Here is a 22,125-nt window from a genome sequence, read left to right as displayed (position 1 = left end):
CACGTACCACTGGCCGCCGACTTGGATGAGGTCCTCGTAGAAGGTTGTCTGGCCTTGTTAGTCCTGGTCGTAGTCGAAGACCGGCTTGGCGCCAATTTCGGCCAGCGTGGCCTGCAGGGTGTCGGCGGTGCTGCGGGGCAGGTATGCGCGGTCGCCCATGAAGTGCAGGATGGGGAAGCCGGCGGCGAGAATCGCCTTGACCAACCGGTTTCCTTCGCCAGCAATCATGCCTGGTTTGTGAAAGCTGACGCCGTGGGCGAGCAGGGGAAAGGTTGCGCGTTCCCCGGGCGTGTTGGCAGTCATGGTGGTGATTTCAGCTTCGATGGCCCACTCTCGCTTGTCCTTGTACGTGGTTCCGCTGCCGTCGTGGTCGCCCTGACGTACGTACCAGCCGCCGTCGTAATTGATGCTGCAGTGGGCCCCGTTGGGGTTCTTCCTGCGCGGGCCGCCGAGCCATCCGTTGAGAGGGATTTTGGTTGCGTCGAGGGCCGTGTTGCCCTTGAATCGGCGGCGGAGTGCTCGAGGCATGAGCGCGATGGACCCGTGGAGTAGCCCGTTGCAGAGGGTGGAGAGGTGAGCCTGCTTGATGGCGGTGTCGGCTGGGTCGCGAGCGGCGAGAATCTCCTTGTATTCGTGGCGGGTGGGCAGTTTGCGGCGGTTGCCGGGGAAGGGGTCGATGAGGCGTTGCAGCCGCGAGACGGCTCGCCAGAGGCGGTCGTACCAGAAGGCATGCTCGACGTCGTGAACGCGGATGCCAAGGCTTTCGCGTTCGGCATCCGTCAAACGCAAAATCGTCGCGGCCATGTTGTTGAATCGAAGGTCACTGTCGATACGTATTTGGATGAGAATCACTGCGAGGGCGGCATGTTCGTCGATGGTTTGCTTGCGGCCTCGCGGAGAGGTGAAGCCGGATTCGAGTCGCCATGGATTGATAAGCGCACGAACTTTCGCGGACTCAAGAACACGCATTGTCTCGCTCACGTAGACCCGGAGGGGGTCTGTCGTGATGCGGCGCATATACATGGCGTTCGTCATGCCAAATGCCTCAAGCATCCAATCTTCGGCTTCGCGCACGCGGGCGCGGTCGATGCGCGGAATCACTTGTTCAGCTCCCCGCGCAGGTGCTGACGGTAGGCGACGGTGTCCAGCTCTGGTACAAACTGCAGGAGCCGGGCCAGGTTCTCGAATTTGCCGACGCCGCTGGCGGTCATGAGCGCGCGCATGTCGGTGCGGGCGGCCAGGTGTGTCACGAGCCACGTCGCTCGCATGCGGTTGGTTTGCGGCCGTGGCATTCCGGGCGGCTGAACGCTTTGTTGAATGAACGCGGTGACGAGGTTCTTGCTGTTGTTCTTGCGGGTCGGGCTGCCGAACACGCGGTCACCAGCGTCGAGGCCGGCGACTGCTACGCGCAGCCAGGGTTCCCAGCGCGCCAGAAGCGGTACGTATCGGGCATTGCTGCCGCGCACGGACACGAGTACGCCGTGGGCATCGAACTGGATATCCTCGCGCCGCGCTTCACATACCTCGTTGGACCACAGGCCGCCGCCTGCGCAGAGCGCCAGAAGAACGGTCGCGTTGCGTTCCCGACTGGGCGTGTTCTGCCCTCTGGCCCAGAACTCAAGGCGGGTCAGGTTCGCATCGGAATAGGGTTCCATGCTGACGCGGGAGGAGAGCGCCGTCAGTTCTGCCTCGGGGCTGTCGGAGAGGAGTATCTCGGAGATGCGCAGCAGGATGGCTCGGTAGTTGCGGCGTGTTCCCTCTGCCTGGTTCATTACCTCGCTGGTGTACCGGGATATGAGTTCACGGCGAAAGAGAATCTGGGGCTGCAGCGGGAGGCTGGCGATGTTTACCGCCCAGTCCACGTAGTGCGAGCAGACGATGAGCAGCCGTGAGGTCGTGTACGCGCAATTGGGCGCGGTGACCGCAACGGCGTCTTCGACAAATTCTCGGATGCGTTCCCACCGCTGCGGTGATATTTCGGGCTGGTACCGAGCCATTACGGTGATGCACGCGGCCGGGAGGCCTGAGCGAATTGTTTCGAGGGCACCTGACGGGTCGCAATCGACGCCTGATGTTCGCCGTTCACCGATGAGGCTGGCGATAAGCGGCGCGTCAAAGACCCACGGGTCGCGCCAACACATCGTGGTGAGGCACTGAGCAGGAGAGATGAGGTTGCGGGGCGGGGCATGTCTCTTCCTGGTGCTGGAGCGTCTGTGCGACAAAGGTGCACGGGGTGCGCAATGGACAACTGCGTTGAGGGTGGACGCGGCGTGGCGGAATGCAGCACGAGTCTGCGGGGTCAGGGGTGTTGTGGGGGTGTTCATACGGTGTCTATGCGGGCAGCCGATAAACGGCTGTCTCATAAACAGGTGGTATTACAGTGTGTACGACCTAATTCCCGTATGAATGGTGTAAAACCTAAATAGTAGGTTGATACTCGGTTGTTGATAGGGTGAAAGTATGCCGAAGAAGCCCCTACCTGGCGGTCACGTGTTTGAACCGAGAGCCCGGATGCAGGTCCCAAAAAGTTTTGGCAAGGCCGGTACCCCCTTTGCCTTTGTTGGCGAGGAAGATGCGCAATTAGCGGCGGCACAGTTTCAGCATTTGGTCGCCAACACCATCCGCGAATGCGTGTTGAGAAAATCCGGAACGCTGCGTTCGTACTTGGAGGAAGCCAAGTTTCCGTCCGAGATGACCTACGACAGGGTGAGTCGAATTCAGCGGGGGGAGACGATGATGACGATCACCGATCTTCTGATCTGGAGCAATGCGTTCCAAGAAGTCCGTGTTCGCGCCGCCGAGCTTGTTGCCGCGGGGTCTCCTGTCCGGGAGAAGCTGGACGAAGAGGCGATCAGCGTGGAACCTGCTTCAGATCCTGAAAAGTGACCCGCTCGATCTTCGTGACGACGGAACTTTCATGCCAGTAGAAGTCGACCGTATCTGACCACCCCGCCGTGTGCATCGTCCATCGGCCGCGCAGTCCGACTGTGAGTGTCTCTATTCGCCGTAACGGCCGAGTGACGTCGTTGATCCCTGGGCTCGCGTCTTCTCCGGGTACTCGAGTGACGGTTCGCGCGTCCAAGTCGAAGTAGTGGCTGCTGTGGAGGGTTGAGACCTTCCACAGCCCGCTTTCGCTCGCGGCCAGAGATGTAACGCTGCCCTCGTTGGGTGCATCTGTCGTGCTCATGTGACCTCCAATAAGAATGCCCCCCAAAAAGGGGCCCAAAACTGAGGCTAATTACCTTCCGGCACGGGTGTGCCCCGTGCAGGAATGCCTCTTTTCGTCGTCGGCGTGTCTTGCCGCGCATGTCTTCTCCGGTACCGCACGCCGTGCGGGCCGGAAAGATGCTCATGACCGAACCAAGCGCTCTATCGTTACTGCACGCCGATTACGCACGGCTCCGACGACTCGGACCTGACGAGCTCACCGCTGATCAGGCCCTCTCCCTCACCTGCTTCCTTCGCGAACAGCAGCTTCGAGATGCGCAACCCGGCGAGGCCCAGATCTCCGACGCCATCACAAGATGGCTCCAGAACGTTTTCGCGTTGGAGAACTTCATCGCGCGTCTGAACCGAATGCCTCGCGAGAACCGTCGGCTACCAGCCAACTCGATTTCTGACGAAGAGAAAACCCTGACCGCCTTCGTTCGCGCACAACGCCGCGCCTTCGCGGGAGCGCGCCTCTGCACATATCAGGAGCGCCGGCTCGCGGCCATCGAAGGGTTCAGCTTTCATCCCCGCGACGACGTTTGGATCTCACGCTTCAGGGAGTATCGAGACTTTATTACCGAGAACGGGCGGGTGCCCCGCTTCCGAAGCGATGCGGGCAGGGAGCGCTCTCTCGCGGCGTGGGCGGCGAAACAGCGACTGTCATATCACCGGGGGCGCCTGCCGCGAGAGCGCGTGCTCGCGCTAAGTGGCTTGGACTTCTGGACCTGGGGACGTTGACGAGAGAAGGCACGCCAGCCGTCTCGTTGCCCGCGAAACCTCGTATTCGATCCTGACCAGGATGGACGGGTGAGTCGCCAGACTCGACCATTGGTTCCTTCAGGTTGTGTCTGGCGGCTTCTCCACCGGCTGCGTTACTTGGGATCGGTTTTGAGCGCGTGGATGTTGCCGAGTCGCTTGGCGAGCGGGTTCGCCTATCGACGCTGCCTTGCTCGGGCGGCGAAGTCGTCGAGGGCTCCTACGACCTCTTCCGCAAGCTAGATTCGATTTCGTCGCCCTTGTGTGATTTGGGCCAGAATGTTGGCGTCAACGAGACGGTCGATAGCGACCTGAGCATTCACGGTCGAGACGCCTAGCTGGGCGGCGACGTAGGTGGCATTGATCGCGGGTTGGCGAAGGAGGAGATCCGAGAGCCGGTGGGCTGCTGAGCCTTGTCTCGCTCCGGGTTTAATGGAGGTTCTTGATCACCCGGAAAGGTTGAGAATCATGCCAGCAATGAAGAAATATCTGCCGGAGTTGAAGGAACGAGCAGTGCGCCTACTGCTTGTCGCTCGCGAGGATGTCGGCGGTGCCCACGGGGCTTCAAGCCGCATCGGCCAGCAACTCGGCATCCCGGCCGACACGCTGCGGAAGTGGCTGCTGCGCGCCGATATCGATACCGGCGCTCGCCCGGGCACCACGACGGAGGATGCCGCCCGGTTGCTCGAGCTTGAGCGAGAGAACCGTGAGTTACGGAGGGCGAATGCCATTCTGCGCAGCGCGTCGGCTTTCTTCGCGGCGGAGCTCGACCGCCCCTGACCAGCTTGGGCGTGGAGCCGTTGCGGGAGTTCGGATAGAACCGTGCTTCCGGGTCGCCCTTCTCATAGCCGAGGTGCTCAGTCAGCTCTACCTGCAAGCCGCGCTCGAGGGCCGCTTTGATCAGACCGGGCACGAACCCGTCCTCACCAGTGAGTTGCAACTCACCCGCATCGATCTTCGAGAACAGCGAATCCAAGGCACCACTATCGCGGAGCTCATCGATCGCTTTCGCCGCCGCCAACTGCGACGGGGACCGCGGTGCCTTGCGCAACATGTTTCGATTCGTCATGACCATCAGTGTCACTCCTTCGAGTAGATCCGCAACCCCTTACACAGACCATCTGACACCCTCCAGATTTGCACCGAACAAGATGCCGGCAGAGGCCCGCGAACCGCGATCTGCCGCGCGGCGACGACGGTTCCCTCTCCGTCGAGTGGCTCCTCGCCGAATGGCCAACCGGGACACCGGCCCCCACCGACTACTGGCTCTCCACCCTGCCGGAGTCGACCCCGCTAAAAGAACTTGTCCGCCTGGCCAAAATCAGATGGCGCATCGAGCACGACTACCGCGAGCTGAAAACCGGTCTCGGCCTCGCGCACTTCGAAGGCCGCACCTACGCCGGATGGCACCACCACATGACTCTCGTAACCGCCGCCCACCTCTTCATCACCCAACTGCGGCTGACCCGCCCAAAAGCGGATGGGGCAGGCTGAGTCTCTACGGCATCCTCAGAGAACTCCAACGAGTCCTCGCCGTCTATCTCGGATACTGCCCCCACTGCCGACAACGAGCCCCAACCTAACCAAGTACTACTAGTTGTCGCCCAGCCATGACGTGAGTGACTCAAGGGGTTGAACATCTCCTACAACGTTTGGTCGCTATCGCGCTCGGTGTTGTGCTCCTCAATGAGCCGAAGGGCGAGCTCACGGTCACCCGCTTCGATCGAGTCAACGATTCGCACGTGGAGATCCTGCCGATATTCGATGTATTCGGCAACAGGTTGAACCGTAGGCGGTTCAACGGACAGCGTGTGAGCTTCAATGACGTCCAGGAGACCGAGGTACACGGTTCGCAGTATGGAGTTCGGACTCGTCCCGGCTATGCGGGCGTGGAGGTGCCAATTCGCCCGAGTGAAGGCGGTCGCATCAGATCGAACGACGGCAGATTCCATGACGGCCAGTTGTTCACGCATCGACGCGATATCAGCCGCTGATGAGCTGATCAATGCGTCTTCCACCAGAAGCGGGTCGAGTGCGTTGCGCATGCGAACAGCTTCGAGCACAGTAGTTTCGGAATCATCGAGCGCAAGGAAGAGATTTCCGAGCCGCACCAATGGCGATTGCGCCGCAGCAAAAACTCCGCCACCAGGACCGGGGCGCAGGGCGACAACGCCGCGGTTCTGACTTATCTTCAGCGCTTCGTTGAACGTTCCCACGGACACCTGACAGCGCGCACGCATTTCTTCCTTGGTACCCAGTCTGGCTCCAGGCCTCAATCTGGCGGCCAGATCACCAATGATTCCCGATGCGACCTCCGCCCTGTTGGCCGGAAATTGCTGCCGCCTCGCCATCGGTGCGGCGGACTCACCCGCCCCGTTCACAGTCGACAGGTCCATACCGAGCCGTCCTTTCTTCTGCGCCGGAACGCACCGACAATACCGATTTTGGAGTCAATCATGATCATCATAACTGAATGCTTGACAAGCCTCCTGCATTCCAGTAGAAATGTTCATAACGATCATGATGAAATTAGTGAGAGGGCCGGACGCGACGTTCCGACCACACGCTTCCCCCAACTAAAGGAGCCTTAATGCGCATCGCCAACCACGCCGGCCGAGCAGTAATCCTGACCTCCGATTCAACAGGAACGGATGTTCATACCGCCAGCGAGGGCCGCTTCGGTCCGAGTCTGCCGGCGGTTTATGACCATTGGAAGGACTTCACGGACTGGGCGGGTTCGTACACCGCACGCACAGCAGACGTCATCATCGACCGGGCGGCACTCGGCTCGCCCTCCCCGCGCCCACCCCAGGTATTCGCGATCGGACTGAACTATCAGGCCCATGCGAGCGAGGCCGGCTACCAGTCTTCGGACGAGATGCCGCCGGTCTTCACCAAGTTCGTCTCCGCCATGACGGGACCCGACACGGTCGTCCCACTCCCCGCCGACGGGCGCGTCGACTGGGAAGTCGAACTCGTTGTCGTGATCGGCACCGAGGCCAAGAACGTCGCCGCCGACGCCGCGTGGCGCCACGTCGCGGGGCTGTCCATCGGACAGGATTTCTCCGAACGGGTTACGCAGAACGCCGGGCAGGCCCCGCAATTTAGCCTCGGCAAGTCCTTCGAAGGCTTCTCCCCGGTGGGTCCCTGGCTCGTCACTCCGGATGAATTCCCTAACCCCGATGCGATCAAGCTGGGCTGCAGCATCGACGGCGAGCCGATGCAGAACGGCACCACGGCTGACATGATCTTTTCCGTTCCCCGGGTCATCGAAAGCCTGTCCAGGATTGTCCGGTTGCTCCCCGGCGACATCATCTTCACCGGCACGCCGTCCGGTGTCGGAATCGGCCGGAGCCCGCAACGATTCCTCTCACCGGGAGAAACACTCCTGACGTGGATCGACGGTATCGGCGAGATCAACCAAAGCTTCGTCGCCGCGCGCGCGGAGGTGCTCGCCTGAGGCGCTTTCACCGGATATGACCATCCTGCACTGCACACAAGGTCCCCTCGAACTGACCAGCACGTTCCAAACGATGACAAAGGAGTCATTTTGCGTAAATTCACCTTCCTCACCGCCGCAGTTGCCGCGGCCCTCGCGCTCACGGCGTGCTCGGGTCCGACTAGCAGCGATTCCACGGGCGGCAGCGCCGAGAGCGCCGGAACCCCGGTGACCATCGCCATGGCCACTCCGAGTTGCCTGGTCTTCTACCCCGCCTACGTGGCAAAGGAACAAGGGTTCTTTGCCGAACAGGGACTGGACGTCACGATTCAGGGACTTAACGGTTCCGCCGCTGTCATCCAGGCCATGCTGGCCGGCCAGGCCCAGATCGGGACACCGGGCGCCGTGCCTCTCGTGCTGGCCCAGGCCGACGGCGAGAACTTCCAATACTTTGCCAATGCCGCCCCCGGCGGCCTCTTCCAGCTGGTCAGTCCCACCGAGAACGGCATGGCGGATGCCTCGGCCCTGTCCGGTGGCACCATCGGTGTCGCCACGGCCGATGGAAACGAGGTCAGTTTCGCCAAGGCGATCATGACGGCAGCCGGCGTCGCCGAGGGCGACTACGAGTTCCTTGTGGTCGGCGAGGGAGGACAGGCCGTGGCCGGTTTCCAGCGCGGCGACATCGACGCATACGCTGCCTCGCTCGACGCCGTGGCGACAATTGAATATGCGGGCATCCCGATCGACAACCTCACCGGCACGGCCACGGCCTACCTTTTCGGTAACGGCCTTGCTGCCACCGCTGAATACGTGACGCAGAGCCCAGAGGTGCTCACTTCGTTCGGCAAGGCATACAAGCAAGCCGTTGAGTTCTCCGCAGACAATCCCGATGCCGTCTTCGACGCCTGCGCCGAATACCAGCCCCAGGAAGTCGAAGATCGGGACTACGCCCTGGCCCTGTTCGAGGCCATCAAGGGTTCGCTCGTCTCTCCCGACAGCGACCCATTCGGCTACAACAACCCCGCCTATTGGGAACAGGTCGTGGCAGATGTCGCTGTGACCGGAGACATCCAGGCCGACGACATCGTTGTAGACGATCTGTACACGAACGAATTCGTTGACGGATTCAACCAATGAGTTCGCTCACTGCCACAGCCGTGGACGTGCGCTACAAGATAACGAACGTCAGCCACACTTTCCCCGGTATGGAGGTACAAGCGCTTAAAGACATCAACTTGTCGATCACCTCCGGTTCTTTCAGCTCTCTGATCGGACCCAGCGGCTGCGGTAAATCCACTCTGCTCAACACCATGGCCGGGCTTCTCTCCCCCAGCCAGGGCCAGGTCACCCTCGACGATCAGAACGTGACCGAGCCGCCAGACGAGGTGGGCATCATGTTCCAGAAGGCCACGCTCCTGCCCTGGCGCACAGCGATCGACAATGTACTGCTGCCGATCGAGCTCCGCGACGGCGCCAAAGCCGCCGCAACATTCTCGGACAAAGCAGCCAATTTGCTCGACACCGTCGGCCTGGCAGGCTTCCATGAGGCTTACCCCCGGGAGCTGTCCGGAGGAATGGCGCAGCGCGTCGCAATCTGTCGGATGCTAATCACGGAACCCGAGATTCTGCTGTTAGACGAACCGTTCGGTGCCCTCGACGAGCTCACGCGAGAGCGAATGGACCTCGAGCTACAGCGCATCGCCGCTGGGCGCACGGCCACGGTAGTTCTGGTGACCCACTCAATCCCGGAAGCAGTGCTTCTCTCGGATCGTGTTTTTGCCATGTCGGCCCGTCCCGGAAGCATCTCGGACGTGATCGATATCGACCTGCCGCGCCCGCGGTCCATGGAAACGCTGAACCACCCGGCATTCGGTGCCTACGTCTCCCAGGTCCGCGATGCGCTGAACAGAGGGCACGATTATGTCTAGCACGGGGCAAACATCACAGGTGCGCGACTCTTCACGACGAACAGCTCCTCCCACAACAAGGCCGGCCGGAGGCCGGAAGAAGAATTTCCTGCTCGTTCGGCGCATCAGTGCATTCTTCAACTCTCTCCCGCAGCCCGTCGCCATTCTGCTGGTGCTCGTCACGATCCTGCTGTTTTGGGAAGGGATTGTCAGAACCGGGGCGGTGTCGGCCATCATTCTCCCGTCACCGTTCCGGGTGGCGGAGCAAGTAGGGATCGTCGCGACACAGCTCGCATCCGGCGGCTTCCTTGCTGCCGAATTATGGACCACTGTGCAGGAGATCCTGATCGGGTTCGGGCTAGCCTGTGTCGTCGGTTTCATCATGGGACTCTGGATCGGCCAGACTCAGTTTGGTCGCAAGGCGATCATGCCCCTGTTCGTGATGCTCGAAGCCACCCCGAAGATCGCCTTCGCTCCCGTCTTCATTGCGTGGTTCGGCTTTGGAATCAGCTCAAAGTTCATTATGGCTGCCTTCATGTCGTTGTTCCCGATCATTATTGGAACGGTCGCCGGTCTGGCAGCAACATCTGAGGACGAGATCAAACTCTTCAAGTCCATGAAAGCCAGCGCCTGGGATGTGTTCTGGAAACTCAAGCTGATGCGGGCGTTGCCGTTCATCTTCACGGGTTTGAAGATCGCCGTCGTGGCGGCCGTGACCGGTGCTGTCGCGGCCGAGTTCATCGGCGGAGGCATTGGCTTCGGTGAGCAGATCCGCGTCGCTGCGGCCCGCATCGCGCTAGACCGTGTGTTCGCGCTGATCCTGGTGTTGAGCCTCGTCGGTGCGCTTCTCTTCTCGCTCGTAGCGCTGCTGCAGCGGAAGGTCACCTTCTGGGACACGGACTCGCCGGCCCGTCGCAAGAAGAAGAGGGGCAGCGCATGACCAGTTCCGGCGGAGCCCTGCAGCGCACTGACTTATTGCACAGACTGCTCCGGTCAGGAACAGCGACCATTTATGAGGCTCAGGGACAGCGCGGCGCCCTGGACTCGGAGCTGCGGCCCCTTGACCCGAGCATGAAGGTGGTTGGTCCCGCCCTGACCGTCGATACCCAGCCCGGGGATAATCTCACCATTCACGCGGCTTTACCGCGGGCCGTGCCAGGGGAGGTCCTAGTCATCAACGCGCATGGCGCCGTGAGCTGCGGCCCGTGGGGGGATATTCTCACTGCCGCCGCCATGCAAGCGGGAATTGCGGGCCTTGTCATTGACGGCGCCGTTCGCGATACCGCCGCAATCATCGCGACGGGATTTCCCGTCTTCGCGCGAGGAGTGTCCATTCGCGGCACGACAAAATCCAGGTGGGGAACGGTGGGTCAGCCGATCAACCTGGCGGGCACGACGATCTCGAACGGCGATATTGTCGTCGGCGACAGGGACGGTCTCGTTGTGGTGGACGCTGCGGCACTGGAGAAGGTGGCGCAGGCCACCTTTGATCGCGATGCCATCGAGCAGGACTACCGGGCGAAGATTCTCACCGGAATCAGCACCGCGGAGTTGCTCGGTCTCGTGCCGACGATTCGGAAGTTCGAACGACTCCAATGACCGCGCTCGATGCCGCGATCATTCTGGTGGCGGGCATCGCCGCCGGGGTCATCAACGCCGTCGCGGGAGCGGGAACTCTGATCACGTTCCCGACGCTGCTCGCTTTGGGAATTCCGCCGATCACAGCCAACGTGTCGAACACTGTGGGTCTCGTGCCCGGCGGCGTCGTAGCCGCATTCGGCTATCGCCGAGAGCTGGCCGGCCAGTGGCGCGCCGTACTCATCATGGCCATTTTTTCGCTCATCGGCGGCGTCGTCGGTGGGGTGCTGCTCTTGATCCTGCCTGAGAGCGCGTTTTCGTTGATCGTCCCGTACCTCCTCGTCGTTGCCGCTTCGCTTGCGGCCCTCCAATCGCGCGTGGCCCGTTTCGTGCGGCGCAATGCTGCGTCGCGTTCCCGAGATACCCGCCCGGTCACCTTTGGTCTCGTCCTCGGAGTTCTGGCCACCGGTGTCTATGGCGGTTATTTTGGTGCCGCCCAAGGAGTGGTGCTGATCGCACTCCTGGGAATTCTCTGGACCACCGACCTGCACAGGGCGAACGGGGCCAAGAACGTGCTCGGCGCCACTGCCAACATTGTGTCGGCAATCGTCTTCATCTCGAGTGGTGCCGTGGAGTGGAGAATTGCGGCCCTGATCGGAGTCGGTTCGGCGGCGGGCGGCTGGCTTGGGGCACGGATCGGCCGCCGACTGTCAGCGACGGTGTTGCGCACAATCTTGGTGACCGTTGCACTCGGTGCCGCGGCGGTTCTATTCGCCACCTGAGACAAGGACCCTGTGTAGATCCGGTGTCGATACCCCGCTGAACACCCCGGCTGGATGCAGCCCCGTCGCCGAACACCGCAAATCGGACGGAGCCATGCACATCCTACCGAGAGAGACACGAGGGTGACCGATTTGCGACCGCAGTGCGTCACTACCGAGCGGGCACAGTGAACGAGCTGGGGCTCTGGCGCGGTCTGCCACCCGCAGTGAAGGACAGAACCGAGCAACCATTTCGGCGGCGACAAAATTCGCCTCGCGCGGCTGCCCGCATCGGTAACTCCCGGCGGACTCACCTCGCTCGACTCTGCCGGCGGGCATAGCTAGGCACCGGAGCGCCGGTCGAGGTCACGTTCGTGGCACAACGCTCCGTCCGGTCACCGAGGTGAGTCGGGGTCGTCGAGGGAACGCTGGGCAACTGGGTTCGCCTCTGGAAAGAGGAACATCCCAAGGCCGGTGGTGCCGCCGAACCGGGCCCGGTCGAATGGGCCAAATACAAGGCTTCGCAAGCTGAGAATGCTGAGCTGAAGAGGGAGATCGAGTTCCTGAGGGAAGTCAACGCCTTCTCCGCCGTGAAGCACACGATAGACGATTACTTCATGTTTATCTTGGCGGAGAAGGCCTCCATCCCCATCGAGTGGATGGGGCGCAAATTGAAGGTCTTGCGGGCCTCGTTTTACCGCTCGCTGCGGCCGGTCGTTCAGAAACCGACACGGGTGCGTCACACCGTGCTGGCCGCGCGCGAGGACTACGTCAGTCACATAGTGCGCCATGTCATGCCGTCGACCGCACAATAAGCTCCGGTGGGAGACGCTCGCTCTTGACCACTTCCTTATCGAGCAGTAACAGGAGCTTTTCGAAACCCAATCGTCCCATCTCGACCATGGGCGAGCGCACGGTCGTAAGGCTGACTGCTTCTGCAATGGGAGTGTCGTTATAGCCGACGACCGCGATGTCGTCTGGTACAGCGACGCCGAGTTTCTGCAGTGCTCCGATCGCGCCAATTGCTGCAAAGTCATTGACAGCAAACACCGCTTCGGGGCGGACGGGGGCTGCCATGAGCTCGGCAACGGCGCGCTGCCCGGCCGGCGCGTCGAAGCCCGTGTAGTAGACGTCAACATCCGAGCCGCCGATGCCATGTTCCTCTAGCGCTTCAAGAAAGCCAGCAACGCGGTCGACCGTGGTCGAGGCGTACTGTGCTCCTGCTATCACAGCGAAACGTCGCCGCCCGGTTGAGATGAGATGCGAGGCTGCTAATCGTCCGCCGGTAACGTCATCGCAGGTGACGGAAACGTGGCCTGCTTTCCGACGCGACACCAGCGTGAGGGGCACGCCACGTGCCGCGAGTTTGTCGAGAAACGGCGAGTCGATGTGCGCGTCACCAAAAATCAGTCCGTCCGCGCGGCGCGCTAGGAGCGACTCGGTTCGCGATCGCTGACGGGTGGGATCGTCGAGAGAGTTCGCGACCACCGTCATCCGCCCGCGCGCCTCGGCCGCCGCGTCGATGCCTTCATAGATGGTGGCGAGTACGTAATCTTGCAGGCGCGGCACGATCACCCCAATGAGGTCAGAGCGTGAAGTTCGCAGGGAGGCAGCGTGTGGATTGCGGGTGTAACCGCGCGTGCTGGCCAGCTCATGGACGCGGCGGATGGTTTCGGGGGATGCCCACTTGGATTCTGTGCCCGGTTCGGCGTTGATGATCCGAGAGACAGTTGAGACGTTGAGACCCAGTTCCCCGGCGAGGGTTCTTAGGGTAGAGGGCTCCGTGACGTTCATAGTGAAGCTCCGATTCTCTGCGGTGAGGGTAGTTGCGTGAACGTCATCACCTGCAATAGTATCAACACACCATTGGGCATACGTTTGCGGCATACGTTTGCGGCATACGTTTGTGTAGATGCTCAACTGGTGGGCTAGGCATAATTGCCTGGCCGAATTATGTCTGGTTACGAGGGAGTAGCAGCGAAGTGGCACACATTGCAGTTCTTGGCACAGGCGGTACCATCGCATCCCGGTCGCACGGGGCCGCGGGCGTGGTTGTCGAGGCCAGCGCAGCTGAACTCGTCGCAGAGCTTGGCGGCGAACACGCCGTTTCGTGGCGCGATATCGTTACCCTCGGCAGCTATCAACTCACGCTCAAGGACCTGCGCCTGATCGCGGAGGGTGTGGCGGCGGCCGCGAACGAACCGGATGTTGACGGCATCGTTGTCACGCACGGAACCGATACTCTCGAGGAGACTGCTTTCCTGCTCGACCTCGTGCACAACTCGTCAAAACCGGTTGTGATTACGGGCGCGCAGCGCACGGCAGACTCCGACGCTCCCGACGGCCCCGGCAATATTGCTGAAGCCATCGCTGTTGCCGCCGATCCAAGAATGCGCGACCTCGGGGCGCTCATCTCGTTCAGCGGTTCCGTGCGTACGGCACGCGGTGCCCGCAAGAGCCACACCGTTGCGGTGTCACCCTTCACCGGTGGTACCGAGGTGGCCCACTTTGCTGGCGCGCGCCTCGTGCCAACTGCGTCCACGCTGCACCGCAGCCCGCTCGATCTTCCCGCCGAGTCATTCGACGGCACGGTGGTGGACATCGTGAGTATCTACCCGGGCGCTGAATCGGTGCTTCTCACAGCTGCTCTTGAGCGCGCTGCTGCCGTGGTTATCTCGGGAACAGGCGTCGGCAACGCCGGCCCAGGTTTCGCCGAGGTGGTTCACACCTCAGACCAACCCATCGTGCTGTCTTCCCGAGTGCCTTGGGGGCCTGTCGTACCGACATATGGGAACGGCGGAGGTATCGACCTGGTCGCAGCAGGGGCTATCCCTTCGGGCCATCTTAATCCTTACCAGTCGCGAATTCTTACCGCGCTGCTGGTCTCACAGGGTCACACCGGAGCAGACTTCGCCGCACGTTTCACTCTGCACCGGTAATAAACCAACTCAAAAAAACTCACCGCACCTATCGCGACAATCGGAGTCAATATGTCAAAGAAGATTTATGTCAGCATCGGAATCGATGTCGATGCCGTTGGAGGCTGGCTCGGTTCCTACGGCGGAGAAGACTCACCCGGTGACATCTCGCGGGGGCTCTTTGCCGGCGAAGTCGGCGTACCGCGCCTACTTAAGCTGATGACCGACCGCGACCTGGCCACCACCTGGTTCTGGCCGGGCCACTCCATCGAGACTTTCCCTGAGCAATTCGATGCAACCGTCGCTGCAGGGCACGAGGTGGGTGTGCACGGTTACAGCCACGAGAACCCCCTCGCCATGACCCGCGAACAGGAGACCGACGTGCTCGACCACTGCCTCGACCTGTTTGTGAGCAAAACGGGCGTTCGCCCCGAAGGGTATGTGGCCCCGTGGTGGGAATTCTCCACCGTTACCAACGAGATATTGCTTGAGCGCGGCTTCCTCTACGACCACTCCCTCATGCACAACGACTTCACGCCCTACCGCGTACGCGTGGGCGATAGCTGGACCAAGATTGACTACACCGCTCCCCGGGCCACCGACTGGATGAAACCCCTCGTGCGCGGTGACGAGACCGAACTCATCGAGATCCCCGCCAACTGGTACCTCGATGACCTGCCTCCCATGATGTTCATCAAGGGGTCGGCTAATAGTCATGGCTTCGTGAGCCCGCGCGACATCGAACAGATGTGGAAGGACCAGTTTGACTGGGTCTATCGCGAGATGGACTATGCCGTCTTTCCCATCACGATTCACCCCGATGTCTCAGGACGTCCTCAGAACCTCCTCATGATCGAGCGTCTGATCGAGTACATGAGCAGCCATGATGGTGTGGAATTCGCCACCATGAAAGACATCGCCCGCGATTTCGACCAGAGGTTCCCGCGCTAAGCGCCGCCTCCCCACTGCAAGGAAAGGAAACCTATCTCATGACCACATCTCGCGAGATTACAGACGCCCAAAAACAGTCTAAATCCCCGGCGAAGAACCAGCCGATAGCCCCCTGGGACGTGCCCATCACGAAGAAGACCGTCACCCACGTCTCGATCATCTGCTTCATTGCGTGGGTCGCCTCGGTGTATGACTACACCCTGTTTGGAACCTTGCTCCCGGTGATCGCCGCGGACTTCGGCTGGGATGCCGGACAAGCCACCATGATCAACACGTTTGCCACAGTGGGCGTGTTTATTGTCTCGCTCGCTGTCGGCACCATTCTGGACCGCCTGGGTCGCAAGCGAGCACTCATCATCCTGATGATCGGTGGCGCGGTTGCGTCCGGTCTAACGGGGCTGGTCATTGGGGTTGTGAGCCTCATTATCGTTCGCGCCTTTTCGGGCTTCTCGATGTCAGAGGAGGTTGTCAATGCCGTGTATCTCAACGAAATCTACAAGAAAGTCAAAAGCCGCGGCTTTATGTTCAGCCTCGTACAGTCCGGTTGGCCGGTTGGTGCACTGCTGTCAGCGGGCCTCTCGGCCATTTTGCTCCCCCTAATCGGATGGCGCTGGAGTTTTTTATTTGCCGCCGTCCTATCGCTAATCGTGGTTGCCCTTGCTTCTCGACTCCCGGAGTCACCGACTTTCGCCGCGATGAAAGAGGTGCGCCGGCGCCGTGAAACTGGTGACATCGAGGGCGCCAAATCGCTCGCTGCCGAGCATGAGCTTGAGGATGCCAGCCACTACAAGACGGGTCTCAAGGATGTTTTCACCAAGGACCTGCGGATGAATACCATCAGCCTGTCGCTTGCATGGTTCTTCAACTGGGTTGCTATCCAAGTGTTCTCGGTGCTCGGCACGACGGTGCTCATCGAGGCGAAGGCCGTTACGTTCGACAATGCACTGCTCATCCTAGTGGCGGCCAACGCGGTGGCGTTCCTCGGCTACCTTGCGCATGGCTGGGTCGGTGACCGACTCGGCCGCAAGCTCACGGTCACCATCGGCTGGATGCTCGGCGGGGTGTCATCCATGGTCATGCTCTTCGGGCCGAACGATGCCGCATTCGTTATCACGTTTTACGCCATCACCCTGTTTTTCCTCACCGGACCGTACGCCGCACTGCTCTTCCACATGGGTGAGTCGTTCCCGGCCCACGTGCGCGGTATGGGTACCAACGTTGCCCACGTCATGGCCCCCGTCGGCGGTATCGCCGGTTCGTTCTTCCTCGGTGCGTTCCTGATCGCGGGTGTCGACATGATGTGGGCCGCGTTCTTTACTGGCTCGCTGGGTCTCTTTCTCTCCGGGCTATGCATGCTCGGCACGCGCACAACCAACCGGATGGGCGACCACAAGAAGCAAATGGGGCACACAGCATGAGCGTCCAGCGCGACGATAATCTCGAAGGTAAGGTAGCCGTCATTTCCGGCGGCGCTAGCGGCATCGGACAGGCCCTCGCCATAGCCTACGCCAGGGCGGGCACGCACAGCGTGATCGGTTACTTCGCCGGCGATCCGCACTCGCAGACCCAGACCGAGGAGCTGGTGGCGGCCTCCGGCGGTCGCTGCATCACAGTTCCCGTCGATGTGCGGGACTACCAGCAGACTGAAAAACTCGCTCAGGCAGCTGTTGATACGTTTGGCAGGCTCGACATCGCGGTCGCCGCGGCGGGCGTCCTTCGACGCACGCCCCTCGCCGAGATGACCGATACGGCGTGGGACGACATGATGGCCGTTGATCTCTCCGGCGTCATGCGGGTCTTTCGCTCGTGTTCAGCTCGGATGACCGAGGGCGGCGCGATGGTCGCCACCTCGTCGATCGCTGGGGGCGTCTACGGCTGGGCTGAGCACTCGCACTACGCGGCCGCCAAGTCGGGCCTGCTGGGGCTCTGCCGTTCACTTGCTGTCGAGCTCGCACCGCAGGGAATCCGGGTGAACGCAGTTATTCCGGGCCTCATTGAGAGCCCTCAGTCGCTCGATGCCAAGAACTCTCTGGGCAAAGCGGGACTGGACGCCGCAGGAGCTGGAATTCCGCTTGGCCGGGTTGGCAACGTGGACGAGGCGGCCCGCGTGCTCCGCTTCCTCACGAGTGACGATTCCGCCTACATCACCGGTCAAGAGATCATCGTCGACGGCGGCCTCACGATTAGGTGGCCCAGCTGATGACTGGCTCGAATGCTGGAGCAGGCCAGCTCGCCGGAAAAGTAGCCGTGATCACTGGAGCCGCGAGCGGCATCGGCCAGGCCATCGCCGCGCTCTATGCCACCGAGGGCGCCACCCTAGCCCTGCTCGACCTCTCACGTGAGCGCCTCAGCGCAAGCGTCGCGCTTTGCGAACAGGCGGGCGCCACTGTCTCGGCGCACGCCGTGGACGTGACCGACTCCGACGCTGTTCGTCAAGTCATGAATGCAGTGGTCGCGAGGCACGGCGGCATCAATATCCTCGTCAACAGCGCGGGCGTTCTCGACGAGACGCCCCTGCTCGAAATGTCGGAGGAGACCTTTGATCGCACGATAGCGGTCGATCTCAAGGGAATCTTCACCGCTTGTCGCTGGGCGGCACCGGAGATGGTGGCTGCTGGCACTGGCGGCCGAATCATTAACATCGCGTCGCAGCTCGGTCTCAAGGGTGGGATTGGGCTCGCGCATTACGCCGCGGCGAAGGCGGGTGTGATCGGATTCACTAAATCTCTCGCACTTGAGCTCGCGCCACACGGTGTGCTCGCTAACGTCATCGCCCCGGGGCCCATTTTTACACCGCTTATTGACGGCCTCTCTGACGATTGGAAAACCGCCAAGCAGGCGGAGCTCCCCATTGGCCGATTCGGCTATGCCAACGAAGTCGCCCCAACCGCTTTGCTACTCGCGAGCGACCCTGGCGGTAACCTCTACACGGGCCAGACGCTTGGACCTAACAGCGGCGACGTGATGCCATAACTGCGGGACGGGCGAAAGGTAACAGACATGTGCGGAGGATGCCCCGGAGGTATCTTGATCTCCCCCCTGAGTCGTCACGTCACCCTTCGGGGCATCAAAGCACAGGTTACCCGTGAGCTCTCGTCACGCTGTGCCCCACGCTTCCGCGTCGCAGTATTTGGTGACTCATGGGTCGTGAGTGGAACAACGGGCAAGCAGACAGTTTGTGCCTCGATCGAGGATGCGGCGCTAACCGTTGTGGGAGCCGTCGATTTTTCCAGGGTGTCGGCTACTGCGGTTCAGGTGATTATGCGCGTGGACATCCAGCCCGCGGATTTGGACATCTCGGGAATTCCGGCGTGCGGTCCTCGCCGTCCCACGGATCACGCAGCGAACACTATTTCCGCAATACCGAGAATCTCTCTGCCACCAAAATCTCCCAGTGTCCCGTCGTTCCCTGCCCCGGAGACGCTCACCCCGTCGGAGCTCGTCGACTGCCTTCTCTGGTTTGCCGCGACCCACCCTGCGGCCATCCGTGAGTAATGCTGCTGTTAACGCCAACCGAAAATGGGGTTCTCTTGACGTAACCGTGGGTCGTTTCCGAGCGCCTTAACGAGTGCACGCCGCACTCCGTCTAGGTTTCTAACTGACAACGGTAAGAAACACAGGGACGAGAAAACGGCGTGCAAAACTCAACACTATGGGGAGCTCTGCTCGGAGTCGACAAAACCATCGTCGAGGCGGTGGATCTCGACGTGAAGACGGGCGTTCTGGTCGCTTCGGTGCGTCCCACGGCGTTTATGCGGAACCGTTGCGGGTCGTGCCGGAAGCGCTGCGGAAGATGTCAACCTTTATGAGTCAGTTTCTTTAGCCGGTCATTGAGTTCGTTCCTTCCTTCGCGGGTTCGTTGATCCACGACGTTGTCGGGAACGTGGGTGGCTGCGGGTGATGCCGCACGAAACGTTCGGGATGCTCGGCATAGGCCGTTGTGAGCACGCGAGCGCGGGCGTGCTGGATGGCGGGTGCGCGGCCGTGGTGAACGTTGAACGGGGTATGCATTCCGATACCCGAATGACGATGCTCGTGGTTGTACCAGTCGTAGAATTCGGTGCAGAATGAGCGTGCCTCGGCGAGGCTGTAGAACCGGTCGGGGAACTCGGGGCGGTACTTCAGAATTGTGAAATGCGACTCGCTGAAGGGATTGTCGTTACTCGTATGTGGGCGGGAGTGTGACTTGGTCACGCCCAAGTCAGCGAGCAGGAACGCGACAGGTTTCGATGCCATCGAGGAGCCGTTGTCGGAGTGGATCGTCAGCTGATCTCGACGAATGTTCTGCTTCTCGATCGTGTCGAACAGGAGCCGCTCAGCCAGTTCGGCGCACTCCCGGGTCGCGACCATCCAGCCGACGACGTACCGAGAGTAAATGTCGATAATCGTGTAGAGATGGAAGTACGACCATGTGGCTGGGCCCTTGATTTTCGATATGTCCCACGACCAGGTCATATTGGGGCCGGTGGCGATGAGTTCGGGCTTGACGCGGGCGGGGTGTTCGGCCTGGGCACGACGTTCACCGGTCTCGCCGTGGGCGCGGAGCAGGCGATACATCGTCGCCACCGAGCAGAGGTAGGTGCCCTCGTCGAGGAGGATCGCCTGGATCTCTGCCGGTGCTTTGTCCACGAACCGACTCGAGCGCAGCACCTTGAGCACGGCAGCACGTTCCAGCTCGGTCAGTGCCCGTGGCTGCTTGGTCGGTTTCGGCCGCGGTCGAAGCGCTGAAGGCGGCCGTGGCGCGCGGGGATGGCGGCGGTAGTGCGTCGCCCGGGACCGGCCCACGGCCTGGCACGCGTCCCTCGTGCCGATGAGCGCGACAAGGGCGGTGATGGTGACGTCGATTATTTCTCGGTGCTCGTCGCGCTGCTGTTGGTCGAGAGCTGATCCAACAGAGCCGAGAGTGTTCCCTGGATAGCGATCACCTGCCTCGCCGTATCCAACTCGCCCGACAAGCGCAGATTCTCCTTCCGCAGCCGGGCGGCGTCCTTCTCCACAGCACTGGCCGGCGGCGCGCTGACCGGCCGTGCCAAGGCCTCTAAAACGCCCTTATCGCGCTGGTCACGCCATGCACTGACCAAGGAGGTGAGAGCTTTTCACGGCGAAGCAGCGCGCCGCGCTCCTGCCGACCGAGGCGATCATACTCGGTGAGAATGTCGCGTTTGTACTTGGCTGTGTAGGTCCGCCGCTTCGGGCGCTCAGGGACTTGGGGATCGGGAACATCTTCCATCCCTACAGCCTGCCCCGTCGAGCTGGACTCTGTCATTACGGTGTTCGTCAAGGGAACTCCTTCCCCGCCTTCTACAACACTATTCGGGACGATCCCGGTGCCTTACACAAGGTTGACAGAGAGGGCGGCGGCTTGCCTGCATAACTCAAATGTCACATACCTTGTGGGACATTTGCCAAGGGAAAATATCGATCCATGTCGGGGACGCTTCGACTCATTTCCAACAGTGATGGCCGTGTGCGTGCTCACCCAGGCATCCACGTGCTCGGATTCTTTGGTCTGGCAGGCGAGACGGTCCGTTGTTTGACTCAGCGGTAGGACATTGCGGAGAATTCACTCGGGGTGATGTCATACATTGCCTTGAAAAGTCGGGAGAAATGGCTCGCGTCGGAGAAGCGCCATCTCGTTGCGATGGTCGCGATTGAGTCGCCTCGACCGAGTTCGTCGCGCGCACGGGCAAGGCGGCGGGTGCGAATGAGGCTTGACACCGTTTCGTTGTTACCGAATGAGCGGTGGAGCGAGCGGACGGATACCCCGATTGCCTGCGCGACAGAGTGAGGCGTTAGGTTGACGTCGCGGAGGTTGCGGTCGATGTGCTGTTCTGCCAGGACGCGTGTGGAATCGGTACCCAAGCCGAGAATCGACTCTGGATTGAGCGTTGCCGCGAGTAGCTCAATCGTCGCGTTTCGAGTCGCCGGTATGGAGGCGAGGGGGAGGCCGTCAATTGTCCGGCTGAGTGAGTGAAGGTACCCGTGGAGAAGCTGCACCGAAGGCGACTGCGAATCCAATACGACGCCGTGGCTCAGTTCCCCGCGTGCTCCGTATTCTCCGAGTGCTGACTTGGGGACGAAGAGGCTCCTTTTTATGAGCGTTTCGTTGACTCGGAACTTCGCGGGCTGCGTGCTATCCCAGACGACTATGCTTCCCCGATGAAGTTGGCTTTCCCGGTCGCCTTGGCAGACGACTTCTGAGCCGCTTAGGGTCATCAAGACCACCAAGTACTCGTCGTCTGTGTTCTCAATCTCGTAGCGTCCTCGGTGGCCCGTACTCGGTCCGCATTCGCATTCGACGATCACCAGATCCGCGAGGTACCGTCGGCGGGTTGACGCCTGGAATGTGTCGGAATCAGTGATCTCGTCGACGCGCCAAGGTAAGTGAGTGTCTGAGAGCATCCTTTCCCACCGGCTATGGAGACCGTCCGGGTCGGGGGGTGCTAGGGACCAATCGTCATTGACGGCATCGTCCATGGTGAATTCCATTTCCACCACCCGCGCGAGCGGTGTCCTAACCGACCCTAGTGTCTTGCGTCGTAAATTCATTGGTTAAGTGTTATGATGAGTCATGTCGCGAACTGGACGCCCAAAGACTGAGCTGA

Annotated in this window: 21 protein-coding genes and 3 pseudogenes; 16 read left to right on the top strand and 8 right to left on the bottom strand. The window is 61.2% G+C overall.

Going from position 1 to position 22,125, the window contains the following annotated elements; translation table 11 throughout:
• Positions 1–57: 57 nt before the first annotated feature.
• Positions 58–1,101: a hypothetical protein gene (locus tag CXY73_RS07425; RefSeq protein WP_104177331.1), complete on the bottom strand. Its 1,044-nt coding sequence runs from the start codon at positions 1,099–1,101 to the stop codon at positions 58–60.
• A complete protein-coding gene (locus CXY73_RS07420; protein ID WP_104177330.1) occupies positions 1,098–1,997 on the bottom strand; it encodes a tyrosine-type recombinase/integrase in 900 nt (299 codons plus the stop codon). Before CXY73_RS07420 ends, CXY73_RS07425 begins: the two co-directional genes overlap by 4 nt.
• 463 nt (positions 1,998–2,460) lie before the next feature.
• Here CXY73_RS07420 and CXY73_RS07415 point away from each other — a divergent pair, with 463 nt between their 5' ends.
• Complete coding sequence (locus tag CXY73_RS07415) at positions 2,461–2,886, top strand: hypothetical protein (RefSeq protein ID WP_104177329.1); 426 nt, start codon at positions 2,461–2,463, stop codon at positions 2,884–2,886.
• Here the strand turns inward: CXY73_RS07415 and CXY73_RS21485 are convergent.
• Complete coding sequence (locus tag CXY73_RS21485; protein WP_146071679.1) at positions 2,852–3,187, bottom strand: hypothetical protein; 336 nt, start codon at positions 3,185–3,187, stop codon at positions 2,852–2,854. The two genes, CXY73_RS07415 and CXY73_RS21485, sit on opposite strands and share 35 nt — an antisense overlap.
• Before the next feature lie 119 nt (positions 3,188–3,306).
• Here CXY73_RS21485 and CXY73_RS07410 point away from each other — a divergent pair, with 119 nt between their 5' ends.
• Positions 3,307–3,948 carry a helicase associated domain-containing protein gene (locus CXY73_RS07410; protein WP_104177328.1) on the top strand — a complete coding sequence of 214 codons (642 nt, stop codon included), beginning with the start codon at positions 3,307–3,309 and terminating at the stop codon, positions 3,946–3,948.
• A gap of 450 nt (positions 3,949–4,398) precedes the next feature.
• A complete protein-coding gene (locus tag CXY73_RS07400; protein WP_146071678.1) occupies positions 4,399–4,746 on the top strand; it encodes a transposase in 348 nt (115 codons plus the stop codon).
• Here CXY73_RS07400 and CXY73_RS22665 read toward each other — a convergent pair.
• Positions 4,727–5,020 (bottom strand): annotated as a pseudogene (locus CXY73_RS22665) (IS256 family transposase); the annotation flags it as partial. The gene CXY73_RS07400 and the pseudogene CXY73_RS22665 overlap by 20 nt on opposite strands.
• Positions 5,021–5,160: 140 nt before the next feature.
• Here CXY73_RS22665 and CXY73_RS07390 point away from each other — a divergent pair.
• Positions 5,161–5,460 (top strand): annotated as a pseudogene (locus CXY73_RS07390) (transposase); the annotation flags it as partial.
• 149 nt (positions 5,461–5,609) lie between these two features.
• Here CXY73_RS07390 and CXY73_RS07385 read toward each other — a convergent pair.
• Positions 5,610–6,206, bottom strand: a complete 597-nt coding sequence (locus tag CXY73_RS07385; RefSeq protein WP_233198199.1) for a FadR/GntR family transcriptional regulator — start codon at positions 6,204–6,206, stop codon at positions 5,610–5,612.
• 350 nt (positions 6,207–6,556) lie between these two features.
• On the opposite strand from CXY73_RS07385, the gene CXY73_RS07380 reads away from it, so the two are divergent.
• From CXY73_RS07380 to CXY73_RS07345, 7 genes are all read left to right on the top strand, one after another.
• On the top strand, positions 6,557–7,426 hold the full coding sequence (locus tag CXY73_RS07380; RefSeq protein WP_104177324.1) for a fumarylacetoacetate hydrolase family protein: 870 nt from the start codon (positions 6,557–6,559) through the stop codon (positions 7,424–7,426).
• Between the two features lie 90 nt (positions 7,427–7,516).
• Positions 7,517–8,542, top strand: coding sequence for an ABC transporter substrate-binding protein (locus tag CXY73_RS07375; RefSeq protein WP_104177323.1), 1,026 nt, complete (start codon positions 7,517–7,519; stop codon positions 8,540–8,542).
• Positions 8,539–9,333, top strand: a complete 795-nt coding sequence (locus tag CXY73_RS07370; RefSeq protein ID WP_104177322.1) for an ABC transporter ATP-binding protein — start codon at positions 8,539–8,541, stop codon at positions 9,331–9,333. Before CXY73_RS07375 ends, CXY73_RS07370 begins: the two co-directional genes overlap by 4 nt.
• Positions 9,326–10,252 carry an ABC transporter permease gene (locus CXY73_RS07365; RefSeq protein WP_104177321.1) on the top strand — a complete coding sequence of 309 codons (927 nt, stop codon included), beginning with the start codon at positions 9,326–9,328 and terminating at the stop codon, positions 10,250–10,252. Before CXY73_RS07370 ends, CXY73_RS07365 begins: the two co-directional genes overlap by 8 nt.
• Positions 10,249–10,911 carry an RraA family protein gene (locus CXY73_RS07360; RefSeq protein ID WP_104177320.1) on the top strand — a complete coding sequence of 221 codons (663 nt, stop codon included), beginning with the start codon at positions 10,249–10,251 and terminating at the stop codon, positions 10,909–10,911. Before CXY73_RS07365 ends, CXY73_RS07360 begins: the two co-directional genes overlap by 4 nt.
• The gene (locus CXY73_RS07355; RefSeq protein WP_104177319.1) at positions 10,908–11,672 is read left to right on the top strand and encodes a sulfite exporter TauE/SafE family protein; all 765 of its coding nucleotides are present in this window, start codon (positions 10,908–10,910) and stop codon (positions 11,670–11,672) included. The genes CXY73_RS07360 and CXY73_RS07355 overlap by 4 nt, the downstream gene beginning before the upstream one ends.
• Positions 11,673–12,268: 596 nt before the next feature.
• Positions 12,269–12,466 carry a hypothetical protein gene (locus tag CXY73_RS07345; protein ID WP_146071677.1) on the top strand — a complete coding sequence of 66 codons (198 nt, stop codon included), beginning with the start codon at positions 12,269–12,271 and terminating at the stop codon, positions 12,464–12,466.
• Here the strand turns inward: CXY73_RS07345 and CXY73_RS07340 are convergent.
• The gene (locus CXY73_RS07340) at positions 12,444–13,445 is read right to left on the bottom strand and encodes a LacI family DNA-binding transcriptional regulator (protein WP_104177316.1); all 1,002 of its coding nucleotides are present in this window, start codon (positions 13,443–13,445) and stop codon (positions 12,444–12,446) included. The two genes, CXY73_RS07345 and CXY73_RS07340, sit on opposite strands and share 23 nt — an antisense overlap.
• A gap of 188 nt (positions 13,446–13,633) precedes the next feature.
• On the opposite strand from CXY73_RS07340, the gene CXY73_RS07335 reads away from it, so the two are divergent.
• The 5 genes from CXY73_RS07335 to CXY73_RS07315 are packed head-to-tail and all read left to right on the top strand — an operon-like array spanning position 13,634 to position 18,493.
• Positions 13,634–14,590: an asparaginase gene (locus tag CXY73_RS07335; protein ID WP_104177315.1), complete on the top strand. Its 957-nt coding sequence runs from the start codon at positions 13,634–13,636 to the stop codon at positions 14,588–14,590.
• A 51-nt stretch (positions 14,591–14,641) separates the two neighbouring features.
• Entirely contained in the window at positions 14,642–15,520 is an 879-nt protein-coding gene (locus CXY73_RS07330; RefSeq protein ID WP_104177314.1) for a polysaccharide deacetylase, read from the top strand.
• A 38-nt stretch (positions 15,521–15,558) separates the two neighbouring features.
• Positions 15,559–16,938, top strand: coding sequence for an MFS transporter (locus CXY73_RS07325; protein ID WP_104177313.1), 1,380 nt, complete (start codon positions 15,559–15,561; stop codon positions 16,936–16,938).
• On the top strand, positions 16,935–17,720 hold the full coding sequence (locus CXY73_RS07320; RefSeq protein WP_104177312.1) for an SDR family NAD(P)-dependent oxidoreductase: 786 nt from the start codon (positions 16,935–16,937) through the stop codon (positions 17,718–17,720). Before CXY73_RS07325 ends, CXY73_RS07320 begins: the two co-directional genes overlap by 4 nt.
• A complete protein-coding gene (locus CXY73_RS07315) occupies positions 17,720–18,493 on the top strand; it encodes an SDR family NAD(P)-dependent oxidoreductase (protein ID WP_104177348.1) in 774 nt (257 codons plus the stop codon). The genes CXY73_RS07320 and CXY73_RS07315 overlap by 1 nt, the downstream gene beginning before the upstream one ends.
• 846 nt (positions 18,494–19,339) lie before the next feature.
• Here the strand turns inward: CXY73_RS07315 and CXY73_RS07310 are convergent.
• A pseudogene (locus CXY73_RS07310) lies at positions 19,340–20,786 on the bottom strand (IS3 family transposase).
• A gap of 272 nt (positions 20,787–21,058) precedes the next feature.
• Entirely contained in the window at positions 21,059–21,997 is a 939-nt protein-coding gene (locus tag CXY73_RS07300; RefSeq protein WP_158254060.1) for a helix-turn-helix domain-containing protein, read from the bottom strand.
• Between the last annotated feature and the right edge of the window lie 128 nt (positions 21,998–22,125).

The sequence above is a fragment of the Cryobacterium sp. Y50 genome (genome assembly GCF_002929805.1).
Classification (GTDB): Bacteria; Actinomycetota; Actinomycetes; order Actinomycetales; family Microbacteriaceae; genus Cryobacterium.
This window is presented reverse-complemented; position numbering and strand designations above follow the sequence as displayed.